Source organism: Butyrivibrio sp. FC2001, from assembly GCF_000424125.1.
GTDB lineage: Bacteria > Bacillota > Clostridia > Lachnospirales > Lachnospiraceae > Butyrivibrio.
Genome location: NZ_AUJH01000013.1, coordinates 57,290 through 82,724 on the forward strand (window position 1 = coordinate 57,290; position 25,435 = coordinate 82,724).

Here is a 25,435-nt window from a genome sequence, read left to right on the forward strand (position 1 = left end):
TTACAGATTGTCCTCACCCCATTTTTTTAATTCCAAAAGAATGGGGATGAGGCTTTTTGCTTTTTCAGTGAGATTGTACTCGACTCTTACGGGCATCTCGTCATACTGTTTTCTCTCAACGAGGCCGTCTGCCTCAAGCTCTTTTAATGAATTCGCCAGCATGGTGTTGGTTATGCCGTGAACTGCGCGGGTCAGCTCTCCGTATCGGACAACTTCGTTATAATCAATCACACAGAGGATCATGATCTTCCACTTGCCACCGACGATGTCGATGACCTTCTTTAATCCACAGCCCTTTCCGGCAATGTCTTCACATAATGGTTCTTTTTTCGCTATTTTACTCATGGTATAGTTTTCCTTACTAGGTATATATGAACTGCGTACTTGATACATTTTTTATACCACCTATAATAATGGTGTCGGCAGAAAATAACAAGTAAGAATTTAGGAAGGAGATTTTCCAATATGAGAAAGGCAGCTAATGATATAGACAGATGCGTTGCCTGCGGAGTTTGTGCCCTTCAGTGCCCACGGGAGGCGATAGACATCTACAAGGGCTGCTATGCTGTGGTCAATGTAGCGAAATGCGTCGGCTGTGGAATATGTGAAAAGGCGTGCCCGGCAGGTTCGATAAGGGTAACTGATGATGGAGTCGGCCGCTGAGCCTTGATGGAAATGGAGTTTTAAAAATGGCATCAAATAAGAAAAAGCATTGGTATGACTATCTTTGGATATGGTCAATTGTATATTTTGCGCTGGGATTTTTTAACATCCTGTTCGCGTGGCTGGGAATGATCGATTTCATACTTCCCCTGATCTTTGCAATCGTGGGTGGAAATAAGTGGTTCTGCAACCACATGTGTGGAAGAGGGCAGCTTTTCTGGGTTCTCGGAAGAAATCTGAAGTGCTCCAGGAAAAAGCAGGCACCAAGGTGGCTCTCATCAAAGTGGTTCAGATACGGTTTTCTTGCATTTTTCCTGACTATGTTTGGGACAATGGTGTTCCAGACCTACCTTGTGTTCTCAGGTGCGGGCTCACTGAAAAAAGCGATCAAGCTCTTCTGGACATTTAAAGTGCCGTGGCATTGGGCGTATAATGGAAGTGTGTTCCCGGACTGGGTGGCTCAGTTTGGATTTGGCTTTTACAGCCTCATGCTGACATCAACACTCATCGGACTTATTGTGATGGTGCTCTATAAGGAAAGAACCTGGTGTTCATTCTGCCCCATGGGAACTATGACTCAGGGAATTTGTAAGTTGAAAAATAAGAGTGGCAAGAACTGATTTTGTTGTTTGGGAAAATGCTATCCTGTAGGATAGTTATTGATATAACGAATATATTTTATTCATAAAAAGTAAATTATTATTGAAAAGGAATGGAGAATTATGACTTTAGAAGAAAGAGCTCAGAAGGCAGTAGAATTAAAAACTTCAGGAAGGTATAACTGTGCGCAGTCTGTTACTGTTGCACTTGCTGATGAGACAGGCTTATCAGAGGAACAGCTCAGACAGATATCTGCAGGCTTTTGCGCAGGAATGGGTAACATGGAAGCAACCTGCGGAGCACTTATCGGCGCTGGCATGATCGCAGGTCTCAAAACTGAAGGTCAGGGCACACTTGGAAAGACAAAGCAGATCCAGGAAGAGTTTGCTAAAAGGTGCGGAGCAATTAAGTGCCGTGATCTTAAGGCGGTTACTGATGGTAAGCCGCTGTGCCCCTGCGAGGAATGCGTAAGGAATGCGGTGCTGGTTTATGGTGAAGTTATGGGACTTCAGTGAATATAGGGATTGAATAGATTTGTTGGTGGTATTACAGACCGGAGCGTGAGCTTCGGTCTTTTTGTGGTCTCTTTGCTTGGTCTCTTTGCTTTTTTGCGGGTTCTTTTTGAGGGGCGGTTGAGTCAGTGGAGCTCAATATATAAAAACCGACGTACCGATATCCGAAATTTAAAACAAGATTTTGAAGACCTTTCGCCCTGTATTACTGAAATGAAGGGAATAGACGTAATTTTGGATGCGACTTTTCCAACAAATTTTTTCTCAGAGAAAATTTTGCCAGAAAAAGTAAGTCTATAAGGAATATGAGACAAAACTGACTGAACGCAGACGGAATAACGTCAACTTTTGAAAAGAGCAAGTAAGTCAGTAGGCCCAAAATTGCACAAGCCGGATGAACACCCGCAACAAGAAAAGAGAAAATTCAACCAGAAACCAAGAAAAGCACAAAAACAGATGAACATCGGACTATCAAAGCAATTAACCCAGACACACAGGATCCCAATTTTTTCCTGAATGGATTATTATATTTAGTAGAAAAACAGTCAGGTTAACGATTGCTAACAATTTAAATGCAATAAATGTTTAAATCTGATATAATAACTGCGCATGTAAGATTTGTTTTTTATTAAGAGGTATTTGACATGGCAGAAGTATTTGATATTCAGAAGTATATGACAAGGGGTGTAGAGCGCGTTGTAGCTGACGCAATAAGAGCTACATTAAAGAACCCCAAGGAGAGCGCCTACATGGCAAAGTTTGCAATGGCCAGCAAGGCTGCTTCCAAAAAGAGAGCAAAGAGCGAGGCAGAGGGAGAGCATATTCCTCCGTTTTTGATAGCAAGTATCACCAGCAGCTGTAACCTTCACTGCGCAGGCTGTTACTCAAGATGTAACAACGCAACAGAGGATGCAGAGCCCGTGGATCAGCTTACTGATCAGAACTGGAGCAATGTGTTTGAGGAGGCCGATGACCTCGGAGTCAGCTTCATTCTTCTTGCATGTGGCGAGCCCCTTCTTAGAAAGGGTGTCATCGAGGCTGCGGGAAAAAAGCAGAATATACTGTTTCCGATTTTCACAAACGGAACCTATATGACTGAGAAGTATTTCGATGAGTTCGACAAGTGCCGTAACCTGATCCCTATCATGAGTATCGAGGGCGAGAAGGAGGCAACTGATAAAAGACGCGGAGAGGGTGTCTACGACAAGCTTGTTTCCAACATGGATGAGCTTAAGGAAAGAGGCATAATCTTCGGAGCTTCCGTAACTGTGACAACTGAGAATATCAAGGAAGTATCTTCCGAGCGCTTCATAAACATGCTGTCTGAAAAAGGCTGTAAGACAGTGATCTTCGTTGAGTTCGTGCCGGTGACAGAGGATTCAGAGTACCTGGCTCCCGGCGAAGAGGACAGAGAATATCTTAAGGCTGAGATCATGCGTCTTAGAAAAGAGCATGAGGAAATGGTTTTCGTATCCTTCCCCGGCGATGAGAAAAATTCCGGCGGATGCATTGCAGCAGGCAGAGGATTTTTCCATATTAATTCCCATGGTGGCGCAGAGCCCTGCCCGTTCTCACCCTACTCAGACATCAATGTGAAGGAGACTTCACTCAGGGATGCCATGAAGTCCAAGCTGTTCCACAGCCTTCAGGACGAGGGAGTTCTTCTCGACGATCACAAGGGTGGATGCGTTCTTTATGAAAAGAGGCAGCAGGTCGAAGAATTGCTAAATGCATGACAAAAAATGAGTATCTTCCTGAATATAGAAGATGTAAACTTGATAGTTGAGGGGCAATAAAGTTTTGGAGGATGAAAAATGAGCAACTTTTTAGAGCTTTCTAAAAGCAGAAGAAGTGTAAGAACTTTTGATAAAAACAGACTTGATGATTCCGTTATAAATGAGCTTAAGCAGTTTGCTGACAGTATCACCAATCCCTACGGAGTGCCTGTCAGATTCGTGTTCCTTGATAAGGATGAGAACGATCTTTCAAGCCCTGTGCTCTCAGGTGAGAAGACCTATGTGAGCGCTGTTGTGAAAAAGACAGAGCACGCGGAGGAGGCTTACGGCTACGCTTTTGAAGCACTTTTAATGCATGCGCATGAGATGGGACTTGGAACTGTCTGGATCGGTGGAACAATGCCCAGAGAGAAATTCGAGGAGGCAACAGGACTTGCAGCGAATGATCTTATGCCCTGCATGAGCCCGCTTGGAAAGCCTGCAGACAAGATGTCAATTAAGGAAACTCTCATGAGAAAGGGAGTTAAGGCTGACAGCAGAAAGAAATTTGAAGAGCTGTTTTTTGAAGAAGATTTCAATACTCCTCTGACAGAGGCTAAGGCAGAGTCCCTGGGACTTAAGGATGCACTTGAGTGTCTCAGGGTTGCACCATCAGCAGTTAACAAACAGCCCTGGCGTGTTATAATTAATGGAAACGAAGCACATTTTTATGAGAGACATGACAAGGGCTTTACAACACCTGACTATGACCTTCAGAAGATCGATGTGGGCATTGGAATGTACCACTTCGAGAAGGAACTTGCGGCCAGCGGGAAGACGGCCACTCTTGAAGTAAAGGATCCCGGAATTAAAGCGCCTTCAGATGTCGATTACGTTGCAACTTATAGGTGGTAAAAGTAATCTAATGGCTAATTCAAAAAATTATGACATGCTTAACGGCAGTCTTATAGACAAAATAGTATTATTTGCAATTCCGCTTGCAATATCCAGCATTTTTCAGCAGCTATTTAACGCTGCTGATCTTGCTGTTGTGGGAAGATTTGCATCTCCTGAGGCTATGGCAGCGGTGGGAAGTAATTCATCGGTTATTTCACTGATAATAAGCTTCTTCATCGGTCTGTCCATCGGTGCCAACGCCCTTATTGCGATGCAGATCGGAGGCGGAAAAAAGAATGAGATAAACGAAACCGTTCACACTGTAATTGCGGTATCCCTTTTGGCAGGATGCGCGATTATTTTGATCGGTTTCTTTTTATCGGGGCCGATCCTTGTCATGATGGGAGCACCATCCAATGTCCTTGGTCTGGCAAAGCTATACCTCAGGATTTATTTCTTTGCAATGCCTGCGATCATGGTCTACAACTACGGCTCTGCAGTCCTGAGAAGTAAGGGGGATTCCAAGAGACCCCTTTATGCGATGCTGATATCAGGTGTGATCAACGTTATTCTGAATCTGATATTTGTAGTTGTTTTTCATCTGCATGTAATTGGTGTAGCGCTTGCAACAGTTTTGTCTAACCTTTTTGGCGCCGGATATATTCTGTATATTTTATTTAATGAGGAAGAGACCTTCAGACTTGACCTCAGAAAACTCAGTATCAAGAAGCAATACCTTATCCGCATGATGCAGATAGGTCTTCCTGCAGGACTTCAGGGCGTTGTCTTTTCATTATCCAACGTGGTTATCCAGTCGACTGTAAACAGCTTTGGTTCAGATGCCATCGCGGGTTCAACGGCCGCTGCCAATTTTGATTTCATATCCTACTGTGCGATGAGTGCCTTCGCGCAGTCTGCCGTAACCTTCACCAGCCAGAATTATGGCGCTAAGAAATTTGACAGATGCAAAAGAGTTTTCAGGATATGTATGGCCTGCGGTATCGGAGCTTCGGCGCTGGTTGTGTTCCTTTTTGTGACCTTCAGATATCAGGCGATCAGTATCTTCACAACAGAGCCTGCTATCATCGAGTTCGCAATGAAGAGAATCATGAATGCCTTTTTATTCCACTTCCTTATTGGAAGCTATGAGATAAGCGGTGGCTGTCTTCGCGGTATGAACCATTCGCTGACACCTACACTTATTTCTATTTTCGGAACCTGCGTATTCAGACTTATCTATGTCTTTACCTATATTCCGACTCACCACACCTTTGAGGAGCTTTTCAGAGTTTATCCCCTTTCATGGGTGATAACCGGAATCGCCACGATTTCGGTGTATCTGATCGTGAGACGCAAGGAATTTGCACGTCTTAGCTGAAAATAAATATGCCCTGTTGCATGCCGAACGCATGTTTGCTAGAATTGTATATATTAAGTAATAAAAGCGGGGATATGTCATGCAGGAAATTCTTGATTGTTTAAATGAAGCACAGCGGGAGGCGGTTACTTCAACCGAAGGCTACGTACGTGTTATAGCGGGTGCCGGAAGCGGTAAGACAAGGGCTTTGTCGCACCGCTTTGCTTATCTTGTAAACGGTCTTGGAATCATGCCGGGGCACATTCTCTGCGTCACCTTCACTAACAAATCTGCCAATGAAATGAGACAGCGTATTCACCGCCTCACCGGAGACAACGACACAGGATACATCAACACTTTTCATGGATTCTGCGTCTCTGTGTTACAGGAGGATTCTCACGCGGTTTCCTATCCCAAGAGCTTTCTCGTTCTTGATAATTCCGATATCGATGATATGTTGAAAATCATATATGAGGAGCGTGGACTTTCCCTCCGCGACATGACCTTCAGTGCCGCCAGGGATATGTTTGAGATACGTAAGATTTTCAAGGAACCGGAATATTATCTTGATATGATCACCATGTCCCTTGAGACTCTTAAGGAAAAATACGACAGCGCAACTACTGCGGAGGACATACTGTTCTATGGCTATCTCTATCAGGAAAAGAAGTGCTTTGGACTTGATTACAATGATCTTATAAAATTCTCGCTTTACATCTTTTCACAAAATGAAGATATCAAGCTCAAGTGGCAAAAACGTCTTGAGTACATAATGATCGACGAGTTTCAGGATATCGACAGCCTTCAGTATGAGCTGATGGAGGTTCTCTCAGGCTACCATAAGAATCTTTTTATAGTAGGCGACCCGGACCAGACCATCTACACCTGGCGCGGTGCGAACGTGAAGTACCTCTTGGATTTTGATAAAAACTTCCCTGATGTAAAGACAATCATGATGAATGATAATTATCGTTCAACTCCGCAGATCCTTGGGGCAGTTAATTCACTGATTGATAAAAATACCCAGAGAATCAAAAAGGAGCTTACGCCTACACTTCCTTCGGGAGAGAGCGTCCTCTGTCATCTGGCTCCTAATACTGCCGAGGAGGCGGACTGGATAACTGGAGAGATTCTGGCCATGAAGGGGATGGGCATTCCCTACCGCGACATGACAATTCTTTATCGTGCCCACTATGTCACCAGGACAATAGAAGAGGGACTTTTAAAGGAAAAGATTCCTTATACGATCTATTCTGGTGTCCAGTTTTTTGGACGGATGGAAATAAAGGACGCACTTTGTTATCTGCGAATGATTGTTTACAGGGATGACATTTCATTTAGAAGAATCGCCAATGTGCCCAAGAGGAATCTGGGAAAACGCCGCATGAGTTTTCTGGAGCAGTACGCAGCGGAAAATAAGTGCTCACTTTATAAGGCGCTTCACGAGAATCTTGATAACGATATAATGCGTGGCACCAAGGCAGGAAAATTTATTGACCTTATCGAGAGATTTGCTGACAGCTATGAAGGGCTGCCGGTTTCAGAGGTTTTGTCAAAGATACTAAATGAGAGTGGCTATGAAGAGATGCTGAGGACTGAGGGCGCGCAGGAGAGACTTGATAATCTTGCAGAGCTTAAGCAGTCAGTGTTTGAGTACGAAACCACCTGCGGTGAGGAGGTTGGTCTGGAAGATTATCTTAAGCACGTGGCGCTTTTTACCAATGCTGACTCTGATGCGGGGCAGGAGGACAAGGTCCGCCTCATGACAGTACATGCTGCAAAGGGATTGGAATTCCCCTACGTATTTTTGTGTGGCATGAACGAGGGTATTTTTCCTTCAAGAAAAATCCATACTCTGGAGGGGATGGAGGAGGAGCGAAGACTGGCCTTTGTAGCTATGACAAGAGCGAAAAAGAGACTATTCATATCAGAGGCCGGGGGAATGAATTTCGAGGGAATCCCCAGGTATCCTTCAAGATTCATTCTGGACATCGATCAGAACCTGTTAGAGTTTACCGAGAAGCCTGATGATGCGATGCTGACAGCAGTAAGGAAATATATCGATAACGACTCCAGACACTTAAAGGGAGCAGAGAAGCTTAACCTGCTAGAGCCCGGACAGCGGGTGGAGCATGCAATTCTTGGTCAGGGAACAATCCTGGAGCTAAACACGGAGGAGCAAAGCTACCTCATTAAGTTCGATGGTATGGAGACAACAAGGCAGATTTCCTTTAAGGTGAAGCTGAGGAAGATATAGATATTTTCATTACAACATAAAAAGGATCCCCACAAACTAAAGGGGACCCTTTTTCATGCATTATCCAAATAGTTTTTTAGCTGTTTCTTCCAGCTCCTGTCGCTCTTTGGTATTGTCGTAGGAACTGTCCTTATCATCAATTCCCTTTATAACTTCAAGCTCAAAGAGACCATGCTTGTTGCAGTAGAAGTAAATCTTTTTAACGCCGGATATCTTGAATCTGGCTTCGGGATTTCCTTCCGGGTAGAGCTTTGTTATCTCCACTCTGTCGTGTGACATTGCTGCAACGAATGAGATATAGTGCGACTTTGTCATTTCATGCTCGATGCGGACGTAATATTCATCCTCCACGCGCTCAACGAAAATCTTGTGAGCTTCATCTGTGGGCTCAGCCACTTCAGGCTTAAGAGTGACACCGTGGCAGGTGATGACTGACTGCCCCATACTGTGGATAACATTGCCGCAGACGGGGCATACGTAAAATACCGAGCGCAGCATGTTGGCTGATACATTCACGTTGCTGACAGTGGTTCCGGAGATAAGCTCCGTGACGGAAACGTGGAAGATCTCGGCAATCGGTTCGAGTAAAGTGATGTCAGGATATCCTTTTCCTGTTTCCCATTTTGATATGGCTTTGTCACTTACTCCCAGGGAGTCAGCGAGCTGGCTCTGAGTTATCTTGTTCTTTTCGCGCAGTTCCTTTATAACTGCTCCTGTTACATATTGGTTCATTGTAATTCCCTCCTCTGATCCTGATTCTAAATCAGAGGGTAGCCCTTAGCTACCTACGCAAAGTAGAGATGATCATTTTGAAATTCTTCCAAGCTGCTTGTAGATTGTCTTTGATAGATCCTTTCTATATAGAGCGAATGACATTACTATGGCTGTTATGATTCCAAAGATCACAAGGACGTAGCTCAGGCCTATTGCATGGCTCATGCTGCCTCCTGCGAGCTTGTCGAACAGAACTGTGGAATGTCTCGTCCCTGTAAGCATAAGAGCAATAATGATTGCAACAAGCGATATAATTGAGGTAAGCATGTATTTATAGGTGAGTGATATAAAAATCAAATCAGCTGCTGTCAGAATTGCTGACAGGATTATGTAATTGCCTGAAAAGGATGCCTCAAAAGTGCCGTTTTTCGCAAGGGCTATGCGGTGCAGGACTATGAGAGAGAAAATGACAAGTGTAAACGGAACTACAAATATATAGGGAAACACTGTCTGGGAGTGCTTCTTGAGCGTTGATGACTGCATAAGTGCTGAGGTGTTTGCCATGTAGGCTACTTGGTAAACCACTGAAACAGGCATGAGCAGATACATTGACCCAAGCAGAAATTCGTCCGGAAGAAGGAATTCATATACAAATCCAACAGCCCAAATTACTAAGACCATACAAAACTGTGTCTTGATTCCCGGAGTATATTTTGCCATCTTTAACATCTTTTTTGTGTCGTTCATCATTTTAATCAGCCTCCTTAAAGCTTCGGTAGTAATTATTTTGCATAGCCTTTACCATAAATCTGGTGATATGTAAGGATATGAAAAGTGATACGAAAAGTGGTACTGCCGGATTGATAATTCTTAAATAGTAGCTCAAAAATCCTACCAGAAATGCCACAGCACAGCCAAGGACTGTTACTATAAAACATCCCAGTGAAAAATAAATATTATAGGTAATCACTTTTCTTAGTAGCAGTAATGATGCGGTGTTTGCAGCATACATTCCAAAGATCAGTGAGAGTGACATAAAGATAATTCTTAAGTTGTTTTCTTTTCCGGTAGACATCACCAGCAGCATGGTTGGAACAATTGAAAGCGTAAACTGTATAAGCCTTCTGACCTGGTCTGTTACTGCTCCGATTTTCAAAAGATCCTTTGCCTGCAGTGAGCATCGAAGCATTCCGTATTCATAGTCTTTTGCCAGTACGCCGTTATAGGCGAAGTAATCACCAAAATAGTCAATATACAGCATCCATACAGAGGCAAATATCAGGGAAAGATATCCAATCTCTGATACTAGAGCCATGTTCATAAGGAATATTACGACCGGACACACTAAAAGCGTAGCAAGTGTAAGAAGGTCAGGGCAAAAGGTTCTGTAGGTTTTCAAGATTTTTTTCATAGGTCATATTCCCCCGATTATTTTGAATAGCTGAGTCTGGTGTTGGCGCGCATGATGCCTACTGAAAGCTGGGTCAGGGTAGGTACCTCGGTGGTGATATCAAGTCCCGCAAGCTTATCAAGGTTATCTGAAAGGCAGAGACCTTCGAAACCAAAGCTGTTGGAGGTCATGTCAAAGAGGTACTTTTTAGCAACTTCCTCGCAGCTCTTTTCACCCTTAACATATACATATTTTTCCTTGAGATCCTCTACAAAGCCATGCTCAACAACGGTGCCGTTCTCGATTATTACTGCGTAGTCTGTAACGTTCTCCATATCGGCGATGTTGTGTGTTGAGTAGATGACTGAGTTCTCGCCCTCGTTAGATGCGATATAGTCGCGGATCATGGTGCAGAGAGTCTCTCTCATCAGGGGATCTAAGGGTGATGCGGGCTCATCAAGGAGAAGGAGATTGGTCTTTCTTGAAAGAACACCTGCAAGCATCAGCTTTGTTCTTGTTCCATCTGAAAGATTGCTTATCTTCTTGTTCTTTTCAAAAACATTGCCATTACCTACAGCAAGATCCTTTAACAGGGAGTCGTACTTGTTTTCATCAAAATCATCAAACAGAAGTGACTGTACTTCCTTGGCCTGCTTCATGTTCCAGTGGGGAAGGAAGTAGGTGCCTGTTCCTGTGTAGCCGATACTGTTTTTTACAACAGGGTTAGACTCTCTGTCGCTTTCTGTGTACTTGTCAAAATATGTGATCTCGCCCTTGTGATCAAGGTTGATGCCGGCGATCATGTTTAAAAGTGTGGTCTTACCAGCGCCGTTTTCACCGATAAGAGCTGTTGCAAATCCCTTGGGAAAATCAAGGCTTTCTATCTTGAGATTAAAATCCTTATAGTTTTTTTCAATATTCTTACAAGATATAACTGTCTGTGTTTTCATGTCATTCCTCCTCGAAGCTTAGTAAAGTAGTTAACATTTCCTGTAATTCTTTGTCGCTCATCTTTGCGATCCTGGCAAAGCGGATGGCTTCAGTAAGGGCGGCTTCAACCTTGCGTGTATGCTGCTCCTTTAACATCTCTCCGTCCTGGGCGTTCACGTAATAGCCCTTGCCCTGGACTGCGGTGACAAGTCCCTCCTCTGCCAGAAGTTCGTAGGCCTTGATCGTTGTGATAACACTGATCCGAAGCTCCTTGGCCAGTCCTCGTATTGAGGGGAGGTATTCACCCTGTTCAAATTTGCCTTCCAGTATTTCTGAGCGGAAGTTATCAGCTATCTGCTGATAGATCGGTACACCCGAATTCATTAAGATTTTCATATTGACCTCACAGAAAAATTAGTAGGTGTATATATCAACTGTATATGTGTTATATATACAGTAATTACATTCGGGTGTCAACACCTTTTTTTACGAAAAATCGATTTTTTGAAGCTGATATTAATTCCTATGAAGATGTTATGGAAGCTTCAAAGAACATAGTCAGGATGTGCCTGGAAAATGGCGCCAGCAAGCGCGCCGGAAACTTGCTGGGTCTCTTTGTTGAGGAGATGGGCAAGAACATAATCGACCACGGATTTGATGATGGCAAGACACACAGCGCAGGCGTCAGACTTGTCTGCGAAGATGACGGCTTTATGATTAGACTGCGGGATGACTGCAGAGCCTTCAATCCTGTTAACTGGCTTGAGATGCATGAATCCACTGACAAGATGAAGAATATCGGAATAAGAATGGTAATGGGACTTACTAAGGATGTTAAGTATTTGTCGGTCCTTCAGATGAATAGTCTGATCATAAATGTCAGGATGGAACAGTAGTGTATGGTAGTAATGGGGGTATGGACCTGCTATAGTGAACGATGGGGTTACTATGGGGCTGCTATGGGGCTAGTGGAACCGGGTTCCTCTGGAGACTAGTGGGAGCAGGTTCCCCCCTGGAGACCGCGACATTTGAATGAAATGTTGATACAACACGTAGTAAAAAGCGTGGAAGGCGTAAAGCTACGTGATATTCGCCAGAGTATAGAAAAAGCACGTAATAAAAACAGCAGGAATGCTAAAACTACGTGACGTTTGACGCTGAACATGAAAATGACGCGTATGAAATCGTTACATTGATTCTATAATTACGTGATATTCTGCTGCACAAGAAAATGACACGTAGAAAAACGCTACATTGAAGCATAAGTTACGTGACATTTGCATTAGCATAGAGAAAACACGTAATAAAACCAGAATGGTAGTCAAAAACTACGCGATATTTTCGCGGGACAGAAAAATTTCACGTAGAAACTAACAACCCCAACAAAATCCTACGTGCACTACCATAAAAACGAGAACCATACACGTAGAGACAGCGAAAAGAAAATAGCGCCATAAACTAACGCATCTTCAATTGAATAATGGGCGCCGGAGCGCCCATTTAATCCTTGATTGGCATGACTACCTTGTATCTGAAAGGATATGCTGGTCAACCCTGCGCAAAGCGCACCATTAGTGGCTTCGGGGTTGACAAGCATATCCCGTAAGATATCATAGTCATAAAGCCAATCAAGAGATTAGAAACTGCTCCCTTGACTTTTTTTCTTTATGAATGTTATCATACCCGAAGATTAAATATTGCTAGTAGGGTTTTGGAGATATTACCAGTGGCGGCGGATAGCTGCCAGATATCAGCAAGACCACGGTAAGGACATCCATAATCCGATCGGTTATGAGGTGTCTTTTTTGTTGCACAAGACCGGCAAGCGAATGGATGCTTGCATACAAATTCATTTGCCGGTTGTAAGAACATGGAGCACGAAGTGCGGAATGTTCGTGTGCGAAATCGAGCCTACTAGATTTTTGAAGGAGTATTCATGAGTAACGATTTATTTGAAAAAGCACCAATAAGGGAGGCGTACTTAAAGCTTGCTATTCCGGTAGTCCTCAGCATGGTAGTGCAGCTGGTTTACAGCATGGTGGACACCTACTTTATAGCACTTACCGGTAACACTTCACTTATCGCAGGTGTTTCTGTGTGCACACCGCTTTTTACACTGTTTCTTGCATTTGGTGATATGTTTGCACTGGGCGGAAGCTCCTATATTTCAAGACTTCTTGGAGCAGGAAAAGGTGAGGACGGAAAGAGACTCAGCGTTTTTTGTATGTACGCAGCTATAGGCTTTGGCATTCTCACGACGATCGTACTACTGATGTTTAAGACACCGATCCTAAGATTCCTCGGCGCGGATGGTGACGTCATGAACTATGCAGGCCAGTATTATCAGTTCATAGTCCTTGGCAGCTGCTTCATTATTTATTCACTGGTTCCCTCTAATCTTTTGAGAACCGTGGGACATCCCAATGCTTCAATGATCACTTCAATAATCGGTGCGGTTGTGAATATCATTCTGGATCCTGTTTTCATCTTCGGACTTGGAATGGGAGCTGCAGGTGCAGCTATCGCAACGGTTATCGGATACATCACTTCAGACTTGTTCGCAATCTGGTACACAGCTACCAAGTGCGATGGACTGTCAGTTAAGCTTGGTGATTTTGGACTTCAGCCGGGAGAGCTTGGAAAAATCTTTGCTGTAGGTCTTCCCGCATCCGTTACGAATTTTACACAGACAATCGGAATCACTCTCACAAACCGTGCGCTTTCAGGCTACGGCAGTGACTCAATTGCAGTTATGGGAATCGTTCTGAAAATCGTAAACATTGTAATGCTTGTAATTGTAGGCCTTGCCTTCGGTGGACAGCCTCTTACAGGTTATGTATTTGGTTCAGGTAATAAGGAGAGACTTAAGAAGGTTCTGTCCTTTGCGTATCGCATAGTTGGCGGAACGGCAGCAGTGATGGCAGCAATTGTTGCACTTTTGGCAAATCCCCTTATGGGAGCCTTTTTAAAGGACAACGCACTTATATCTCAGGGAGTGCTTATGCTGAGACTCCAGATGCCCGGAATGATCCTCATGGGACTGAGCCTTGTGACTATATGCACCTTCCAGTCTATGGGTAAGGGAATGCCTGCACTTATTTTGTCACTGTGCAGACAGGGCATTGTGTATGCTGTGGTCATCACTGTTTTCCAGATGCTATTTGGATATTACGGCGTTATCTCATCACAGCTTGGCGCAGACGTGGTTTCTGTTATAATAGCGGCAGGACTTTTCCTGATGTTCATTAAGCCTGAGCTTACTGAAGATGCCCACTAACTAATATTCAAAATCAGTAACGGAGTTAAAATGGCAGGTCAGATTACACACATGGAAATTGCATACAGACTGGCAGAGCGCCTTGGGATAGACGAGGGAATCGAAGAGTTTATTCTCGGATCCGTGGCGCCTGACTCTGTTCATTTTGCAGATAATTATCTTGAGAAGAAAATCCATTCCCATATATTTGAAAACTGCGGACCCTGGGGAGATACTCAGGACTACGAGCAGTGGCTAAAAAATATAAAGAATTTCTGGGAAAAATATGGGACAGTAGAAAAGGATGACAAAAGGAGACTTTTCATACTTGGAATCTGTGCCCACTGCTATACAGATTACTGGAATGATCTTCTGATATGGAGAGCGCTTCAGGCGAAGAACGTTCCGCCAATGGACAATGAGAATTTCAAAAAGGTCTACGCTCCCGAAACCATGCTAATAGACAGGTGGCTTTACCAGCAGCTGGACAGAGGTCCTGAGATTTTGGAGCTTCTTGGGAATTCAAAGGAAGAGGATTTTGGGGACTTTGTAAGAGCCATAGACATGAAAAACATGAAGGAGCATCTTATAAATACCCAGTATAATCTACCGGATCCAATTGATGTTTCAGGGCATCGTTTCTATACATCAGCCATGATGCTATGGTTTCTTGATGAGACCACAGACAGAGTTTTCAAGCAGCTAAAAGAGCTGTAAAAATTCTGTTGCCAAATCCAAACTACGGAGTATAATAAGTTCAAACAAAGGCGTTTTGATTCACAATGTGATTCAAAGCGCCTATTTTTTTTACTTTATCACTTTGCCTATTCACATGGACAAATTATTTAATCCAATAATAATATTATTAAAAAACGCATATAATATTTCGTTTTTAAGCTAAATATATTATTATTGTAATAGATGCTGAATTTGTGAATAACGGTACGAAAACAGTTTGAGGAGGAATTTAATAATGAGAGTAAGAAAAGTTCTTGCAACTGTAATGGCAGGCATTATGACTTTCAGTCTTTGTGCATGCTCGTCTTCGACAGGTTCTGCGCCTGCGTCATCAGGTTCTTCGTCCGGCGATACCATTAAGATCGGTGTCTTCGAGCCTTCTACCGGTGATTCTGCTTCCGGAGGAAAGAAGGAAATCCTTGGTATGCAATATGCAAATTCAGAGACACCTACTGTAGAAGTTGGTGGCAAAACCTATAATGTCGAGTTGGTTATGGCTGACAATGGTTCTTCAGCAGATAAGGCTCCTTCCGCAGCTTCTGAGCTGGTTGGTAAGGATGTATCACTTGTTCTTGGTTCATACGGTTCAGGCGTTTCAATGGCAGGTGGTCCCAAGTTTGAAGAGGCTGGTCTTGCAGCTATCGGTGTAACCTGTACAAATCCCAATGTTACAGCGGGTAACGATTATTATTTCAGAATTTGTTTCCTTGATAATTTCCAGGCTGACGTTCTAGCGAACTTCGCTATTGATAAGTTCTCAGCTAAAAAAGCTTATTGCCTCGGTGAGAACGGCAACGAGTACGATCAGGGTCTTGTAGTCTTCTTCAAGCAGGTGTTTGAGGCAGCTGGCGGTGAGGTAATCACTGACTCCTTCCCGACAAACAACTCTGATTTCACATCTTACCTTAACAAGGCTAAGAGCGAAGGCGCTGATGTAATTTTTACACCTGTATCAATCGCTTATGCAAAACAGATCATGGAGCAGGCTGCTTCACTTGATATCGGAATTCCTTTCCTTGGATCAGATACTCTTGATGACAACATGGTTCTTGAGGCAACCAAGGGAACAAACCTTCAGCTTTACGTTTCAACTTTCTATCAGGAGGGTGGTTCAGAGGAATTCGATAAGGGCATCAAGGAGTACATCAACGGTAACTCAAGTGCTCTTACAGCAAACGGTGGAAATGACACAATCTCAGCAGTTACAGCAATGGGTTATGACGCATACTATGTAGCTCTTGAAGCAATCAAGGCTGCAGGCTCAGGCGATAAGGCTGCCATCAAGTCAGCTATTTCAGGCGTTAAGTATGACGGTGTATCCGGCTCAATCGCTTTTGATGAGGTCGGTGATGCAGTTCGTGACACAGCTTATATCAAGACTGCAGATACAGCTACAGGAACATGGGCATTTGAAAAGGTTCAGACCGGTAGCGCAAAATAAGAAATTTTAAAGGATGATATTTTTATGGAATACGTCATTTCAATATTACTCTCCGGTATATCAGTAGGCGGGCAGTACGCGCTTATCGCTATTGGATACACTCTTGTATACGGAATACTTCGTCTTATCAACTTTGCTCACGGCGATGTATTCATGGTTGCCGGACTTCTTGGAATCTACTTCACAGCGACCCTTCCTATAGGAGGGTCGCTTCCTCTGGTTATTTTGGTAACTGTTCTTCTGGGCTTCACCATTGAGAGAGCGGCATATAAGCCCCTTCGAAATGCACCCAGAATGTCAGTTATGATCTCGGCTATCGGTGTCAGTTACCTTCTGCAAAATACTGCGACCTACGTAACTGGCGGACAGCCCATGACATATCCTACAATTCCGTTTTTGTCTGACACGGTGAATGTAGCAGGAACTCAGACAAAATGGGTAGTTATCATCACTCCCATTCTTGTGCTTGTTCTCGTCTTTGCACTTACCCAGCTTATAAACAGAACGAAAATCGGTATGGCCATGCGTGCTGTTTCAAAGGATTTTGAGACAAGCCGTCTCATGGGAATTAAGATTAACAGCGTAATTTCTGTCACATTTATTATTGGTTCAGCTCTTGCAGCAGTTGGTTCTATCCTGTTCTTTACGAACTATCCTGCGATAACTCCTACTGCCGGAGCAATGCCCGGACTTAAGGCATTTGTTGCTGCTGTTTTTGGCGGAATCGGTTCGATCCCCGGAGCTGTTATAGGTGCGTTCCTCATTGGTATCTGTGAGACCATCATCAAGGGACTGCCCTCAGCATGGGATGTTTCCGTATTTTCCGATGCATTTACTTTTGCGCTTCTGATAATAATTCTGGTATTCAAACCGCAGGGACTCTTCGGAGAAGCTGCTACTGATAAGGTGTGACGTATGAAACAAAAAAAGATAAATCTAAGAGCATTGGCAGCTATCGCCGTGATGCTTTTAATAATTATACTTCTTGAAAATATAAGCTCCATTATTCCGGGGCTTCCTCAGGTGTTCTGGCCCACAAGTCCTTTGTTCACCGTGTTAAAAAAGGCTGCCGTATACTCACTGGTTGCGGTATCAATGAACCTTCTTAACGGTTTTACAGGGCTGTTCTCACTGGGACAGGCAGGCTTTATGCTCCTTGGTGCATACACCTACGCAATTCTCATGGTGCCTGCAGCATCCAAGGAACAGGTTTACTACCTCTTTGGAGGATGTGCCTTCAATTCTTCGATCATTGATATCCTTGGCGGTATCTTTGGAACCACAGGTGTGGGCGGAGCCATCAGCATGATAATCGGCTGCATCATTGCAATCATTCTTGCAGGCTGTGTTGCAGGATTTTTTGCTTATCTCATAGGCTTCCCTGTACTTCGCTTGAAAAGTGATTATCTTGCGATCGCTACCCTTGGTTTTGCAGAGATTCTCCGTGCCATTTTCCAGTGGCAGAAGCTCGGTAAAATTACAAACGGTGCAAACATGATAAAGGGCTTCCCGACATTTTCAAGCTTCAATATCACAGACGGAGCAGGACACGAGATAGTAAGGCTTTCAACATTTGTGCCCTTCCTTATCTCAACTGTCTGCATCGTGATAATTGTGCTTCTTATCAACAGTTCATACGGCAGAGCCTTCAAGTCCATCAGAGATGATGAGGTTGCTGCAGAGGCTATGGGAATCAATCTCTTTAGTCACAAGATGTTATCCTTTGTTATTTCCAGCTTCTTTGCAGGAGTTGGCGGTGCACTTTTTGCAATGTATGTTGCCAACGCACAGGCTAAGGCATTCACATCTGTTATGACCTACGAGATTCTTCTTATCGTTGTTATCGGTGGAATCGGCTCCGTAAGCGGAAGCGTGCTTGCTACTTTCCTGTATGTTGCATGCTCCGAGTGGTGGCTCAGATTCCTCGACAGTGAATTATACATTGGCAGCTTCAAAGTTCCGTTCCTTAGAAACGGTTTCCGTATGGTGGTATTTTCAATCGTCATCATGGTAATCGTGCTGTTCTTTTCACAGGGAATTATGGGAGAAAAAGAGATTAGTTTGGGAGCGCTTTTTGACAGAAGCTCTCGAAAAAAGGAAAGGAAAGAATAAGACATGGGGAACGCTTTACGTCTTGAAAATATAACAATGCAGTTTGGCGGCGTTGTTTCAGTTAATAACCTGACCCTTGATGTGGAGGAGCACAAGATCACCGCACTGATAGGACCTAACGGTGCAGGAAAAACCACAGCGTTTAACTGCATCACAGGAGTTTATCAGCCCACCAACGGTCAGATAGAGTTTATGGGTCAGCCCATAGTAAGAAATCACCCGACAGGAAAAGCTGCAAAAACCTACAAGGGTGAGAACGCGGATAAATATGCGAAAGATGCAGTTCTTTCACCGACTCCGGATCAGATTACAGGTCTTGGAATTGCCCGTACTTTTCAGAACATCCGTCTCTGGAAGAGCATGACTGTTTTTGACAACGTGCTTATTGCAAAGCATCAGCATGCTAAGCAGAATGTCTTTTCCGCAATTTTCAGAGGTAATATGGCTGAAGAGAAGAGGATGAGAGAGGAGACCATGGAGCTTCTTAAGGAGCAGGGTCTTGATGCCTACAAGGATGAGCTGGCAGTCAGCCTTCCGTATGGTCTTCAGAGACGCCTTGAGATTGCAAGAGCTCTTGCAACAAATCCCAAGCTCCTTCTTCTTGATGAGCCCGCTGCCGGAATGAACCCGCAGGAAACTATCGAGCTTGCTGAATTTGTAAGACAGATAAGAGATAAGTATGATCTCACAGTTTTCCTGATTGAGCATCATATGGATCTTGTCATGAATATTTCTGATTACATTTATGTAATCGATTTTGGAAGCGAGATAGCGCAGGGTGTTCCTAAGGAGGTTCAGCAGAACCAGCGAGTTATCGAGGCATATTTAGGTGTAACTGAGGAGGAAGGCTAATCTGTGAAGACTTGGTGAGGTTTTTGCGAACCTAGTCTGAACGTGTTCTGGGGAGCGAAGCGATGTGCAGATCACCTGGCGAGGTATTTTCGAGCCTGGTGAGATGTCATACAGAGTAGATCAGAACTTCCTTGAAGAATTGGAGTGATATTTATGAGCGAAAAGGTTTTACAGATAGACAACTTACAGATTGGATATGGCGGTATCGAGGCTGTCCGCGGCATAAGCTTTGACGTTAATAAGGGCGAGATTGTTACCCTTATCGGTGCCAACGGAGCGGGCAAGAGCTCAATACTTCGCACCTTATCCGGACTTGTTAAGCCCAAGGGCGGCAAGGTAATCTTCGAGGGTGAGGACATTACCGGTAAGGATCCTACTCTCATCGTACAGAAGGGAATGATGATGGTTCCCGAGGGAAGAAGGATTTTTCCTAATCTTACAGTACTTGAGAATCTTAAGATCGGTGCTTATCTTAGAAATGATGATCTTGAGCAGGATATTGAGATGGTCTTCGGATACTTCCCGAGACTTAAGGAGAGAGCATGGCAGGCAGGTGGTACTCTTTCAGGTGGTGAGCAGCAGATGCTTGCTGTTGGACGAGCTCTTATGGGAAGACCCAAGCTCCTTATGATGGATGAACCTTCTCTTGGACTTGCTCCTATCGTAGTGCAGGGTATATTCGATATTATCCGCAAGATTCACGAGGACGGAGCTACTGTTCTTCTTATCGAGCAGAATGCGAACATGGCGTTGCACGTTGCTGACAGAGCGTATGTTATCGAGAACGGTAAGATATCAATGGAGGGCACCGGCGCAGAGCTGCTTGAGGATGAGCAGGTTAAGGCAGCGTACCTTGGTAGTGCGAAGTAAGGTGGATTTTGTTAGGTATTGTGGATAATAGAAGAGTTGTAGATATTTGATGAGAGTTTCGGGTATCTAAAAAGTTGGGCTTCATGAAGTGGTTGCTTTGTGAAGTCCTTTTTTGTGGTTTTGGGGATATGATGGGAGCTATGAAGGTTTTTTTTGGCGGGAGGTGGGGACATATGCTTTTTTGTTCTTTTTCAGTGTTCTTTTTCTTTTTCGGGGTGGCGTTACGTCTGTGGTGTGCTTTTTATGAAAATAGACTGAATAGATTGTTAGTCTAGAGGCGGTTGTTTAGCCCTATTTTGGGGTGTGTTACGCCGGTGGTCCTGTAGGAGATGATATAGACGTACCAGGTTCTGAAATAAAGTATAGTTTTCGGAGGGCTGTTACACCTACTGACTTAGAATGTACTATACTGACTGAATTTTCTTATCCAAAAATTTGTTGAAAAAGGGTTCCTCATAAAATGAACGCTATGGAGTTCAACCGATACCTCTTTCAACAAGCTTATAGACGTAACGCATACGAAATAACGATAACTTTTAAGGAGAAGTGTTACGCCAGGAATACTTTGTACAAGCTTATAGACGTAAAGGGAGGAAAAACACCCCGCTAAGGGAGAAGACAAGAGCAGGAAATAGTCGCAAAATTGAAAATAATTACACTAGTGACCGTGAGAAGGCATATGAGCAGATGTTAGCGATGAGAAAAAGATAGAAAGGATGCTTCCTAATTATGTAGGGTATTCTTTTTTATAAGAATAATGTTGACAAAAATAATTTACAGATTTATATTTAGACAAACATCAAATTAGAAACATAAAGAGAGGAAAGATAATTATGAAAATGGATATATACAAGAAAATAGTTAAGGCTGCCGGAATAATGACAGGAGATATGGTGCTTATCCAGTACTGGATGGAGGAGAGCTTAAGCGATGATGTGGCATTTTTGCAGGCAGAGATTGCGGCTGCGGGAGCTACACCTGTGATGGTGGTTCAGAATCTGAAGATAAGTCAGATGATAAATGAGAATGCGACAAAGACCACTTATGGCGATAAGTTCTTCAAACTGTATGAGGATGCGGATGTGGTCATCGACCTGATGGAGAGACCGGTAGGTGTTCTTACTAAACCTCTTGAACCTGAGAAGATGCAGCTTCTTGGTCAGTATATGGGAAGGCTGTTTCAGACCTGTGCAACCAGGAGGAAGATGCTGCAGCTTCGCGTTCCTACAAAGACTATGGCCGAGAAGGAAGGTCTCTCCTTTGAAGAATATCGTGAGAGAATGGAAGCAGCGTTGGACATTGACTATGATGCACTTAAGGATGAGTGAGAGAAGCTTAAGGCGGTTACAGAGAAGCATTCAGGTGTTACAATTATGACCGGAGATGGGAAGTATGCGCTGGACATGGCATTTGGCGACAGACAGTGGAGCGTGGATGCCGGAGATGGCGACATTCCCTGCGGCGAGATTAGCGTGGCGCCTGTCGAGAATGAGACCAATGGAGAGGTTTTCTTTGAGAAGATATATCTTCCGGATGCGGAGAATCCGAGAATCAGACATGACTTTGACAAGGTAGTTCTCACTTTAAAAAATGGTGTAATAGAGAGCTCTGATAATGAGGATTTCAACAAGCTTTTAGAGAGCTATGGAAAAGAAAACAGCACAGTGTGCGAGCTGGGAATCGGCATGAATCCCGGAGTGACAAGTCTTTGCGGCTGCGCAGTACTTGATGAAAAAATGATAGGAACCTTCCATATCGGAATCGGAGATAATACAATGTTTGGTGGAGAGGACGAAGCGGACTTCCACAACGATCTCGTGGGTGTGGGAGAGCTTAACTGGAAGTAAAGCTGTTTTTGTTTGGAAGAACAAAAAAGCCAGAACCAACATAAAGCCAAGAATAATAAACTTAGCGCCAAGAAAAATAGCATTGGCGAATTAAATAGAAAAGTTTGGGAGATTTAATTATGAGCGAAAAAGGACAAGAATTTTTTAAATATCTTGATGATAGAAAATCAGCAGTTTTATCGGAAGTAAAATCCCTCGCTGCAGAGGACAGAACAGACGAGAGCAACATCTTAAAGGCCAAGGCCAACATCTACGACATCAGCAAAGCTGTGTTTGGAGTGGCTGAAAAGGCAGTTTCAGAGGAGCAGCTTAGGGATGAGTTTTTGAAGAAGTTTGGTAACATCACAGGTCAGTGGGAGAAGGCCTACGAGCAGGCAAAGGTCCATGATGACAGCTACAAGATACTTGTTGAGGAAGCCAAGCTTTCAGCGGTAAGTGAGATAAAAGAGAAGGCTGCAGAGCTTTTTTGACTGGGAGGTAAACTATGACTGAGACTCAGGCGATAGCACTGTTTAAATGTCTTGCAGATAAATCGAGAATACAGATACTTAAGTCCCTCATGACAGAGGAGATGTATGTTGAGCGACTTTCGGAGAGGCTTGGGCTGACACCTGCAACCATATCCTTTCACCTGAAAAAGCTTGTGGATGCGGGAGCTGTGAAATCCAGGAAGGAGCAGTATTACACGATCTACTCCATCAATGACGAGGTCTTCAACGTGACAATCCTTGATATTTTGAAGGAGGAGTCCGAGGAGAAAAATCTTCAGAAGGAGCGTGATGATGCGTACAGGAAGAAGGTAATCGACAGCTTCTTCGAGTATGGCAAGCTTAAAAGTATTCCCACTCAGCGCAAGAAGGAGCGCATAGTTCTTGAGGAAATCGCAAAGGCCTTCGAGGAAGGAAAGGAATACACGGAGAGGGAAGTTAATATAATAATCGCCGATTTTAATGATGATTTCTGCACCATCCGAAGAGATATGGTTGCGGAAAAGCTTCTTGAGAGGGATAAGACAAAATACAAAATCCGCAAGAATTGGTAGGTTTACGACAATAATGTTTAGGAGAACAAAGTAATAAAGAAAAAGTAAGAAAAAGTCTTCCCTGAAAAGATTAACCAATCCACCAGGGAAGACTTTTATTATTTATACCATCACACTTTCTTCAACCTCAAAATCTCATCCAGCAACGCATTAGCCGCCTCATCCTTACTCATAATCGGCAGCTCCTTCTGATCATCCTTTGTGATAAGTGTAAGAATATTTGTATCCGTTCCAAATCCTGCGCCCTCAACCTTCACATTGTTGGCAGCGATCATGTCGAGATTCTTCTTTGTGAGCTTTGCCTTGCTGTTCTCTATCATGTTCTCGGTTTCCATTGAGAAGCCGCATAAAAACTGGCTATCCCTCTTGCGCTCACCCAGAGTTTTTAATATATCAGTGGTTCTCTCAAGGGGAATGGACATGTCACCGTCATCCTTCTTGATCTTGTTGTCAGCAACCGTGGCGGGTCTGTAATCAGCGACGGCAGCAGCTTTTATCACGATGTCTGATGTATCAAAATCGGCCATTACTGCATCGTACATATCCTTGGCGGAAACGATGTCCACAACCTTCATGTAGGGAGGCTTTGGAAGATCGGAGGGGCCTGTCACGAGAGTTACGTCGGCGCCTCTTCGGGATGCTGCCTTTGCGATGGCATAGCCCATTTTTCCTGTGGAGTGATTGGTCAAAAATCTGACGGGATCAATAGCTTCGCGGGTGGGACCGGCGGTTACGAGAACCTTCATTCCTGTCATGTCCTTTTCGTGAGAGCAGGTGTGAAGACACACTTCAAGGAGACTCTCGGGAGAAGGGAGTTTGCCCTTGCCGACTGCGCCGCAGGCGAGACGTCCGCTGTCGGGCTCGATGATCTCCCAGCCGTAGTGGCGGAGCTTCTCGATATTATCCTGAGTCACCGGATTCTCCAGCATGTTAGTGTTCATGGAAGGCGCGATAGCCTTGGGACATCTGCAGGCGAGAACGGTTGTGGTCAGCATGTCGTCTGCGATTCCGTGGGCGAACTTTGCGATTATATTAGCGGTGGCGGGAGCGACGATCACCATGTCAGCTTTGTCTGCAACGGAGATGTGCTCAACGCTGTGAACGAAATTCCTGTCAAAGGTATCTGTCAGCGCTTTGTTCCCCGTGAGTTGTTCGAAGGTAACAGGAGTTACAAATTTTGTTGCATTTTCAGTCATGATGACCTGGACGTTGGCATGCTGTTTTACCAGTGCTGAAGCCAGCTCGCAGGCCTTGTAACATGCGATTCCTCCGGTTACTCCCAGTACAATATTTTTACCACCAAGCATAATTAAACCCTCTCTTTTTTCATGAAAACAATTTGAATTAACTCTATCACAAAAGAGTGTAATTGCAAGAAAACTTGTGGAAGAAAAAATAATTTTTCATTGGGGTTGAAGTCACGAATTCCTATGATATAATCAGTTTGGTTTTGATATCGGGTAAACGTCCACTGTACCTTTTTCAAGGACAGGAGGAACAAACGCCTGTCCCGATGTCGTAATTCTAAGCACCGTATCCGCGGAAGGCGGAACGCAAGCAAGGAGGAAAAAATGAATAACAGTTTTAATCTCAGAAGGATGACAGAACTTGCCATCTTTGTCACTATCATTCTTGTAATGAAGATAACAGGATTATCTTCAATTCCGGTTGGACCACTTGTAATGACCTTCACAATGGTGCCGATCGCTATCGGAGCAATGCTCCTTGGTCCCGCAGAGGGCGCAGCTTTGGGATTCGCTTATGGTCTCACAAGCCTTAGCGATGCAATCACCGGAACATCAGCCATGACAGGCTTCTTTTTCCAGATCAGTCCTATACATACAATTATTCTCTGCGTTGGTATGAGAACTCTTGTTGGCTTTCTTACAGGCTATATCTTTAAGGTTCTTAGGAAAATCGACAGCAAGAAAATCTGGTGCTACTATGTCGGCGGACTTCTTGCACCCATGCTCAACACAGTACTTTTCATGGGATACATCGTTCTCTTTTTCTACAAGACAGAGTTCGTACAGAACCTCGTAACCAAGCTTGGCGCAGTTAACCCTATCATGTTCGTAATTCTTCTCGTTGGACTTCAGGGTATGGTCGAGTGGTTCACAGGCTGCCTTGTTGGCGGAACTGTGGCTAAGGCTGTAGCTCATGCAGTTAAGAGAGACGTAGAAGTAGCGTGCTGATTGCAGTCAGACATTTTGAGAGTCAAATTTAAAGTAATAAAAAGCTA

28 protein-coding genes are annotated in these 25,435 nt (G+C 43.9%); 21 read left to right on the forward strand and 7 right to left on the reverse strand.

Annotated features, from left to right (window positions below):
* Positions 1 to 345 carry a winged helix-turn-helix transcriptional regulator gene (locus G601_RS0107285; RefSeq protein ID WP_026493507.1) on the reverse strand — a complete coding sequence of 115 codons (345 nt, stop codon included), beginning with the start codon at positions 343 to 345 and terminating at the stop codon, positions 1 to 3.
* A gap of 120 nt (positions 346 to 465) precedes the next feature.
* On the opposite strand from G601_RS0107285, the gene G601_RS0107290 reads away from it, so the two are divergent.
* The 8 genes from G601_RS0107290 to G601_RS0107320 all read left to right on the forward strand — a co-directional run bounded on the left by G601_RS0107290 (position 466) and on the right by G601_RS0107320 (position 8,001).
* The gene (locus tag G601_RS0107290) at positions 466 to 663 is read left to right on the forward strand and encodes a 4Fe-4S binding protein (protein WP_026664971.1); all 198 of its coding nucleotides are present in this window, start codon (positions 466 to 468) and stop codon (positions 661 to 663) included.
* A 26-nt stretch (positions 664 to 689) separates the two neighbouring features.
* Positions 690 to 1,283 carry a 4Fe-4S binding protein gene (locus G601_RS0107295; protein WP_026493509.1) on the forward strand — a complete coding sequence of 198 codons (594 nt, stop codon included), beginning with the start codon at positions 690 to 692 and terminating at the stop codon, positions 1,281 to 1,283.
* Positions 1,284 to 1,385: 102 nt separating this feature from the next.
* On the forward strand, positions 1,386 to 1,778 hold the full coding sequence (locus tag G601_RS0107300) for a C-GCAxxG-C-C family protein (RefSeq protein WP_026664972.1): 393 nt from the start codon (positions 1,386 to 1,388) through the stop codon (positions 1,776 to 1,778).
* 9 nt (positions 1,779 to 1,787) lie between these two features.
* A complete protein-coding gene (locus G601_RS26615) occupies positions 1,788 to 2,075 on the forward strand; it encodes a hypothetical protein (RefSeq protein ID WP_207638029.1) in 288 nt (95 codons plus the stop codon).
* A 344-nt stretch (positions 2,076 to 2,419) separates the two neighbouring features.
* Positions 2,420 to 3,511 (forward strand): radical SAM protein, encoded by a 1,092-nt coding sequence (locus G601_RS0107305; protein ID WP_026664973.1) that lies wholly within the window; start codon positions 2,420 to 2,422, stop codon positions 3,509 to 3,511.
* A 78-nt stretch (positions 3,512 to 3,589) separates the two neighbouring features.
* Complete coding sequence (locus G601_RS0107310; RefSeq protein WP_026493514.1) at positions 3,590 to 4,405, forward strand: nitroreductase family protein; 816 nt, start codon at positions 3,590 to 3,592, stop codon at positions 4,403 to 4,405.
* A gap of 10 nt (positions 4,406 to 4,415) precedes the next feature.
* Positions 4,416 to 5,765 carry an MATE family efflux transporter gene (locus G601_RS0107315; RefSeq protein ID WP_026664974.1) on the forward strand — a complete coding sequence of 450 codons (1,350 nt, stop codon included), beginning with the start codon at positions 4,416 to 4,418 and terminating at the stop codon, positions 5,763 to 5,765.
* 79 nt (positions 5,766 to 5,844) lie between these two features.
* On the forward strand, positions 5,845 to 8,001 hold the full coding sequence (locus tag G601_RS0107320) for an ATP-dependent helicase (protein ID WP_026664975.1): 2,157 nt from the start codon (positions 5,845 to 5,847) through the stop codon (positions 7,999 to 8,001).
* 60 nt (positions 8,002 to 8,061) lie between these two features.
* Here the strand turns inward: G601_RS0107320 and G601_RS22340 are convergent, their stop codons facing one another.
* The 5 genes from G601_RS22340 to G601_RS0107345 all read right to left on the reverse strand — a co-directional run bounded on the left by G601_RS22340 (position 8,062) and on the right by G601_RS0107345 (position 11,431).
* Positions 8,062 to 8,733 carry a helix-turn-helix domain-containing protein gene (locus tag G601_RS22340; protein ID WP_081673429.1) on the reverse strand — a complete coding sequence of 224 codons (672 nt, stop codon included), beginning with the start codon at positions 8,731 to 8,733 and terminating at the stop codon, positions 8,062 to 8,064.
* A gap of 72 nt (positions 8,734 to 8,805) precedes the next feature.
* Positions 8,806 to 9,465 carry a hypothetical protein gene (locus G601_RS0107330; protein WP_026664976.1) on the reverse strand — a complete coding sequence of 220 codons (660 nt, stop codon included), beginning with the start codon at positions 9,463 to 9,465 and terminating at the stop codon, positions 8,806 to 8,808.
* Position 9,466: 1 nt separating this feature from the next.
* Positions 9,467 to 10,126 carry a hypothetical protein gene (locus G601_RS0107335; RefSeq protein ID WP_026493518.1) on the reverse strand — a complete coding sequence of 220 codons (660 nt, stop codon included), beginning with the start codon at positions 10,124 to 10,126 and terminating at the stop codon, positions 9,467 to 9,469.
* Positions 10,127 to 10,143: 17 nt separating this feature from the next.
* Positions 10,144 to 11,055: an ATP-binding cassette domain-containing protein gene (locus G601_RS0107340; protein ID WP_026664977.1), complete on the reverse strand. Its 912-nt coding sequence runs from the start codon at positions 11,053 to 11,055 to the stop codon at positions 10,144 to 10,146.
* Position 11,056: 1 nt separating this feature from the next.
* Positions 11,057 to 11,431 carry a GntR family transcriptional regulator gene (locus G601_RS0107345; RefSeq protein WP_026664978.1) on the reverse strand — a complete coding sequence of 125 codons (375 nt, stop codon included), beginning with the start codon at positions 11,429 to 11,431 and terminating at the stop codon, positions 11,057 to 11,059.
* A 74-nt stretch (positions 11,432 to 11,505) separates the two neighbouring features.
* Here G601_RS0107345 and G601_RS0107350 point away from each other — a divergent pair, with 74 nt between their 5' ends.
* The 12 genes from G601_RS0107350 to G601_RS0107410 all read left to right on the forward strand — a co-directional run bounded on the left by G601_RS0107350 (position 11,506) and on the right by G601_RS0107410 (position 23,193).
* Entirely contained in the window at positions 11,506 to 11,931 is a 426-nt protein-coding gene (locus G601_RS0107350; RefSeq protein ID WP_207638030.1) for an ATP-binding protein, read from the forward strand.
* A 1,040-nt stretch (positions 11,932 to 12,971) separates the two neighbouring features.
* Positions 12,972 to 14,312, forward strand: a complete 1,341-nt coding sequence (locus tag G601_RS0107355; protein WP_026664980.1) for an MATE family efflux transporter — start codon at positions 12,972 to 12,974, stop codon at positions 14,310 to 14,312.
* A gap of 30 nt (positions 14,313 to 14,342) precedes the next feature.
* Positions 14,343 to 15,008 carry a zinc dependent phospholipase C family protein gene (locus tag G601_RS0107360; RefSeq protein WP_026664981.1) on the forward strand — a complete coding sequence of 222 codons (666 nt, stop codon included), beginning with the start codon at positions 14,343 to 14,345 and terminating at the stop codon, positions 15,006 to 15,008.
* A gap of 256 nt (positions 15,009 to 15,264) precedes the next feature.
* Positions 15,265 to 16,470, forward strand: coding sequence for an ABC transporter substrate-binding protein (locus G601_RS0107365; RefSeq protein WP_026664982.1), 1,206 nt, complete (start codon positions 15,265 to 15,267; stop codon positions 16,468 to 16,470).
* A 24-nt stretch (positions 16,471 to 16,494) separates the two neighbouring features.
* A complete protein-coding gene (locus G601_RS0107370) occupies positions 16,495 to 17,382 on the forward strand; it encodes a branched-chain amino acid ABC transporter permease (RefSeq protein WP_026493526.1) in 888 nt (295 codons plus the stop codon).
* Positions 17,383 to 17,385: 3 nt separating this feature from the next.
* The gene (locus G601_RS0107375; RefSeq protein ID WP_026664983.1) at positions 17,386 to 18,582 is read left to right on the forward strand and encodes a branched-chain amino acid ABC transporter permease; all 1,197 of its coding nucleotides are present in this window, start codon (positions 17,386 to 17,388) and stop codon (positions 18,580 to 18,582) included.
* 3 nt (positions 18,583 to 18,585) lie between these two features.
* Entirely contained in the window at positions 18,586 to 19,434 is an 849-nt protein-coding gene (locus tag G601_RS0107380; RefSeq protein ID WP_026493528.1) for an ABC transporter ATP-binding protein, read from the forward strand.
* Positions 19,435 to 19,587: 153 nt separating this feature from the next.
* Positions 19,588 to 20,304 (forward strand): ABC transporter ATP-binding protein, encoded by a 717-nt coding sequence (locus G601_RS0107390; RefSeq protein WP_035787343.1) that lies wholly within the window; start codon positions 19,588 to 19,590, stop codon positions 20,302 to 20,304.
* A gap of 833 nt (positions 20,305 to 21,137) precedes the next feature.
* Complete coding sequence (locus G601_RS0107395; protein ID WP_026664984.1) at positions 21,138 to 21,632, forward strand: hypothetical protein; 495 nt, start codon at positions 21,138 to 21,140, stop codon at positions 21,630 to 21,632.
* A 45-nt stretch (positions 21,633 to 21,677) separates the two neighbouring features.
* On the forward strand, positions 21,678 to 22,151 hold the full coding sequence (locus G601_RS0107400) for a hypothetical protein (protein ID WP_026664985.1): 474 nt from the start codon (positions 21,678 to 21,680) through the stop codon (positions 22,149 to 22,151).
* A gap of 119 nt (positions 22,152 to 22,270) precedes the next feature.
* Positions 22,271 to 22,621 (forward strand): hypothetical protein, encoded by a 351-nt coding sequence (locus tag G601_RS0107405; RefSeq protein ID WP_026493532.1) that lies wholly within the window; start codon positions 22,271 to 22,273, stop codon positions 22,619 to 22,621.
* A gap of 14 nt (positions 22,622 to 22,635) precedes the next feature.
* Positions 22,636 to 23,193, forward strand: a complete 558-nt coding sequence (locus G601_RS0107410) for a DUF2087 domain-containing protein (RefSeq protein ID WP_026664986.1) — start codon at positions 22,636 to 22,638, stop codon at positions 23,191 to 23,193.
* A gap of 110 nt (positions 23,194 to 23,303) precedes the next feature.
* Here G601_RS0107410 and coaBC read toward each other — a convergent pair whose 3' ends face one another.
* The gene (coaBC, locus tag G601_RS0107415) at positions 23,304 to 24,500 is read right to left on the reverse strand and encodes a bifunctional phosphopantothenoylcysteine decarboxylase/phosphopantothenate--cysteine ligase CoaBC (protein ID WP_026664987.1); all 1,197 of its coding nucleotides are present in this window, start codon (positions 24,498 to 24,500) and stop codon (positions 23,304 to 23,306) included.
* Between the two features lie 264 nt (positions 24,501 to 24,764).
* On the opposite strand from coaBC, the gene G601_RS0107420 reads away from it, so the two are divergent.
* Positions 24,765 to 25,388, forward strand: a complete 624-nt coding sequence (locus tag G601_RS0107420) for an ECF transporter S component (protein WP_026664988.1) — start codon at positions 24,765 to 24,767, stop codon at positions 25,386 to 25,388.
* Positions 25,389 to 25,435: the final 47 nt, after the last annotated feature.

Coding starts and splice junctions, on each gene's coding strand:
- G601_RS0107285 (WP_026493507.1), bottom strand. CDS start 345: ATGAGTAAAATAGCGAAAAAAGAACCATTATGTGAAGACATTGCCGGA.
- G601_RS0107290 (WP_026664971.1), top strand. CDS start 466: ATGAGAAAGGCAGCTAATGATATAGACAGATGCGTTGCCTGCGGAGTT.
- G601_RS0107295 (WP_026493509.1), top strand. CDS start 690: ATGGCATCAAATAAGAAAAAGCATTGGTATGACTATCTTTGGATATGG.
- G601_RS0107300 (WP_026664972.1), top strand. CDS start 1,386: ATGACTTTAGAAGAAAGAGCTCAGAAGGCAGTAGAATTAAAAACTTCA.
- G601_RS0107305 (WP_026664973.1), top strand. CDS start 2,420: ATGGCAGAAGTATTTGATATTCAGAAGTATATGACAAGGGGTGTAGAG.
- G601_RS0107310 (WP_026493514.1), top strand. CDS start 3,590: ATGAGCAACTTTTTAGAGCTTTCTAAAAGCAGAAGAAGTGTAAGAACT.
- G601_RS0107315 (WP_026664974.1), top strand. CDS start 4,416: ATGGCTAATTCAAAAAATTATGACATGCTTAACGGCAGTCTTATAGAC.
- G601_RS0107320 (WP_026664975.1), top strand. CDS start 5,845: ATGCAGGAAATTCTTGATTGTTTAAATGAAGCACAGCGGGAGGCGGTT.
- G601_RS22340 (WP_081673429.1), bottom strand. CDS start 8,733: ATGAACCAATATGTAACAGGAGCAGTTATAAAGGAACTGCGCGAAAAG.
- G601_RS0107330 (WP_026664976.1), bottom strand. CDS start 9,465: ATGATGAACGACACAAAAAAGATGTTAAAGATGGCAAAATATACTCCG.
- G601_RS0107335 (WP_026493518.1), bottom strand. CDS start 10,126: ATGAAAAAAATCTTGAAAACCTACAGAACCTTTTGCCCTGACCTTCTT.
- G601_RS0107340 (WP_026664977.1), bottom strand. CDS start 11,055: ATGAAAACACAGACAGTTATATCTTGTAAGAATATTGAAAAAAACTAT.
- G601_RS0107345 (WP_026664978.1), bottom strand. CDS start 11,431: ATGAAAATCTTAATGAATTCGGGTGTACCGATCTATCAGCAGATAGCT.
- G601_RS0107355 (WP_026664980.1), top strand. CDS start 12,972: ATGAGTAACGATTTATTTGAAAAAGCACCAATAAGGGAGGCGTACTTA.
- G601_RS0107360 (WP_026664981.1), top strand. CDS start 14,343: ATGGCAGGTCAGATTACACACATGGAAATTGCATACAGACTGGCAGAG.
- G601_RS0107365 (WP_026664982.1), top strand. CDS start 15,265: ATGAGAGTAAGAAAAGTTCTTGCAACTGTAATGGCAGGCATTATGACT.
- G601_RS0107370 (WP_026493526.1), top strand. CDS start 16,495: ATGGAATACGTCATTTCAATATTACTCTCCGGTATATCAGTAGGCGGG.
- G601_RS0107375 (WP_026664983.1), top strand. CDS start 17,386: ATGAAACAAAAAAAGATAAATCTAAGAGCATTGGCAGCTATCGCCGTG.
- G601_RS0107380 (WP_026493528.1), top strand. CDS start 18,586: ATGGGGAACGCTTTACGTCTTGAAAATATAACAATGCAGTTTGGCGGC.
- G601_RS0107390 (WP_035787343.1), top strand. CDS start 19,588: ATGAGCGAAAAGGTTTTACAGATAGACAACTTACAGATTGGATATGGC.
- G601_RS0107395 (WP_026664984.1), top strand. CDS start 21,138: ATGAAAATGGATATATACAAGAAAATAGTTAAGGCTGCCGGAATAATG.
- G601_RS0107400 (WP_026664985.1), top strand. CDS start 21,678: ATGACCGGAGATGGGAAGTATGCGCTGGACATGGCATTTGGCGACAGA.
- G601_RS0107405 (WP_026493532.1), top strand. CDS start 22,271: ATGAGCGAAAAAGGACAAGAATTTTTTAAATATCTTGATGATAGAAAA.
- G601_RS0107410 (WP_026664986.1), top strand. CDS start 22,636: ATGACTGAGACTCAGGCGATAGCACTGTTTAAATGTCTTGCAGATAAA.
- coaBC (WP_026664987.1), bottom strand. CDS start 24,500: ATGCTTGGTGGTAAAAATATTGTACTGGGAGTAACCGGAGGAATCGCA.
- G601_RS0107420 (WP_026664988.1), top strand. CDS start 24,765: ATGAATAACAGTTTTAATCTCAGAAGGATGACAGAACTTGCCATCTTT.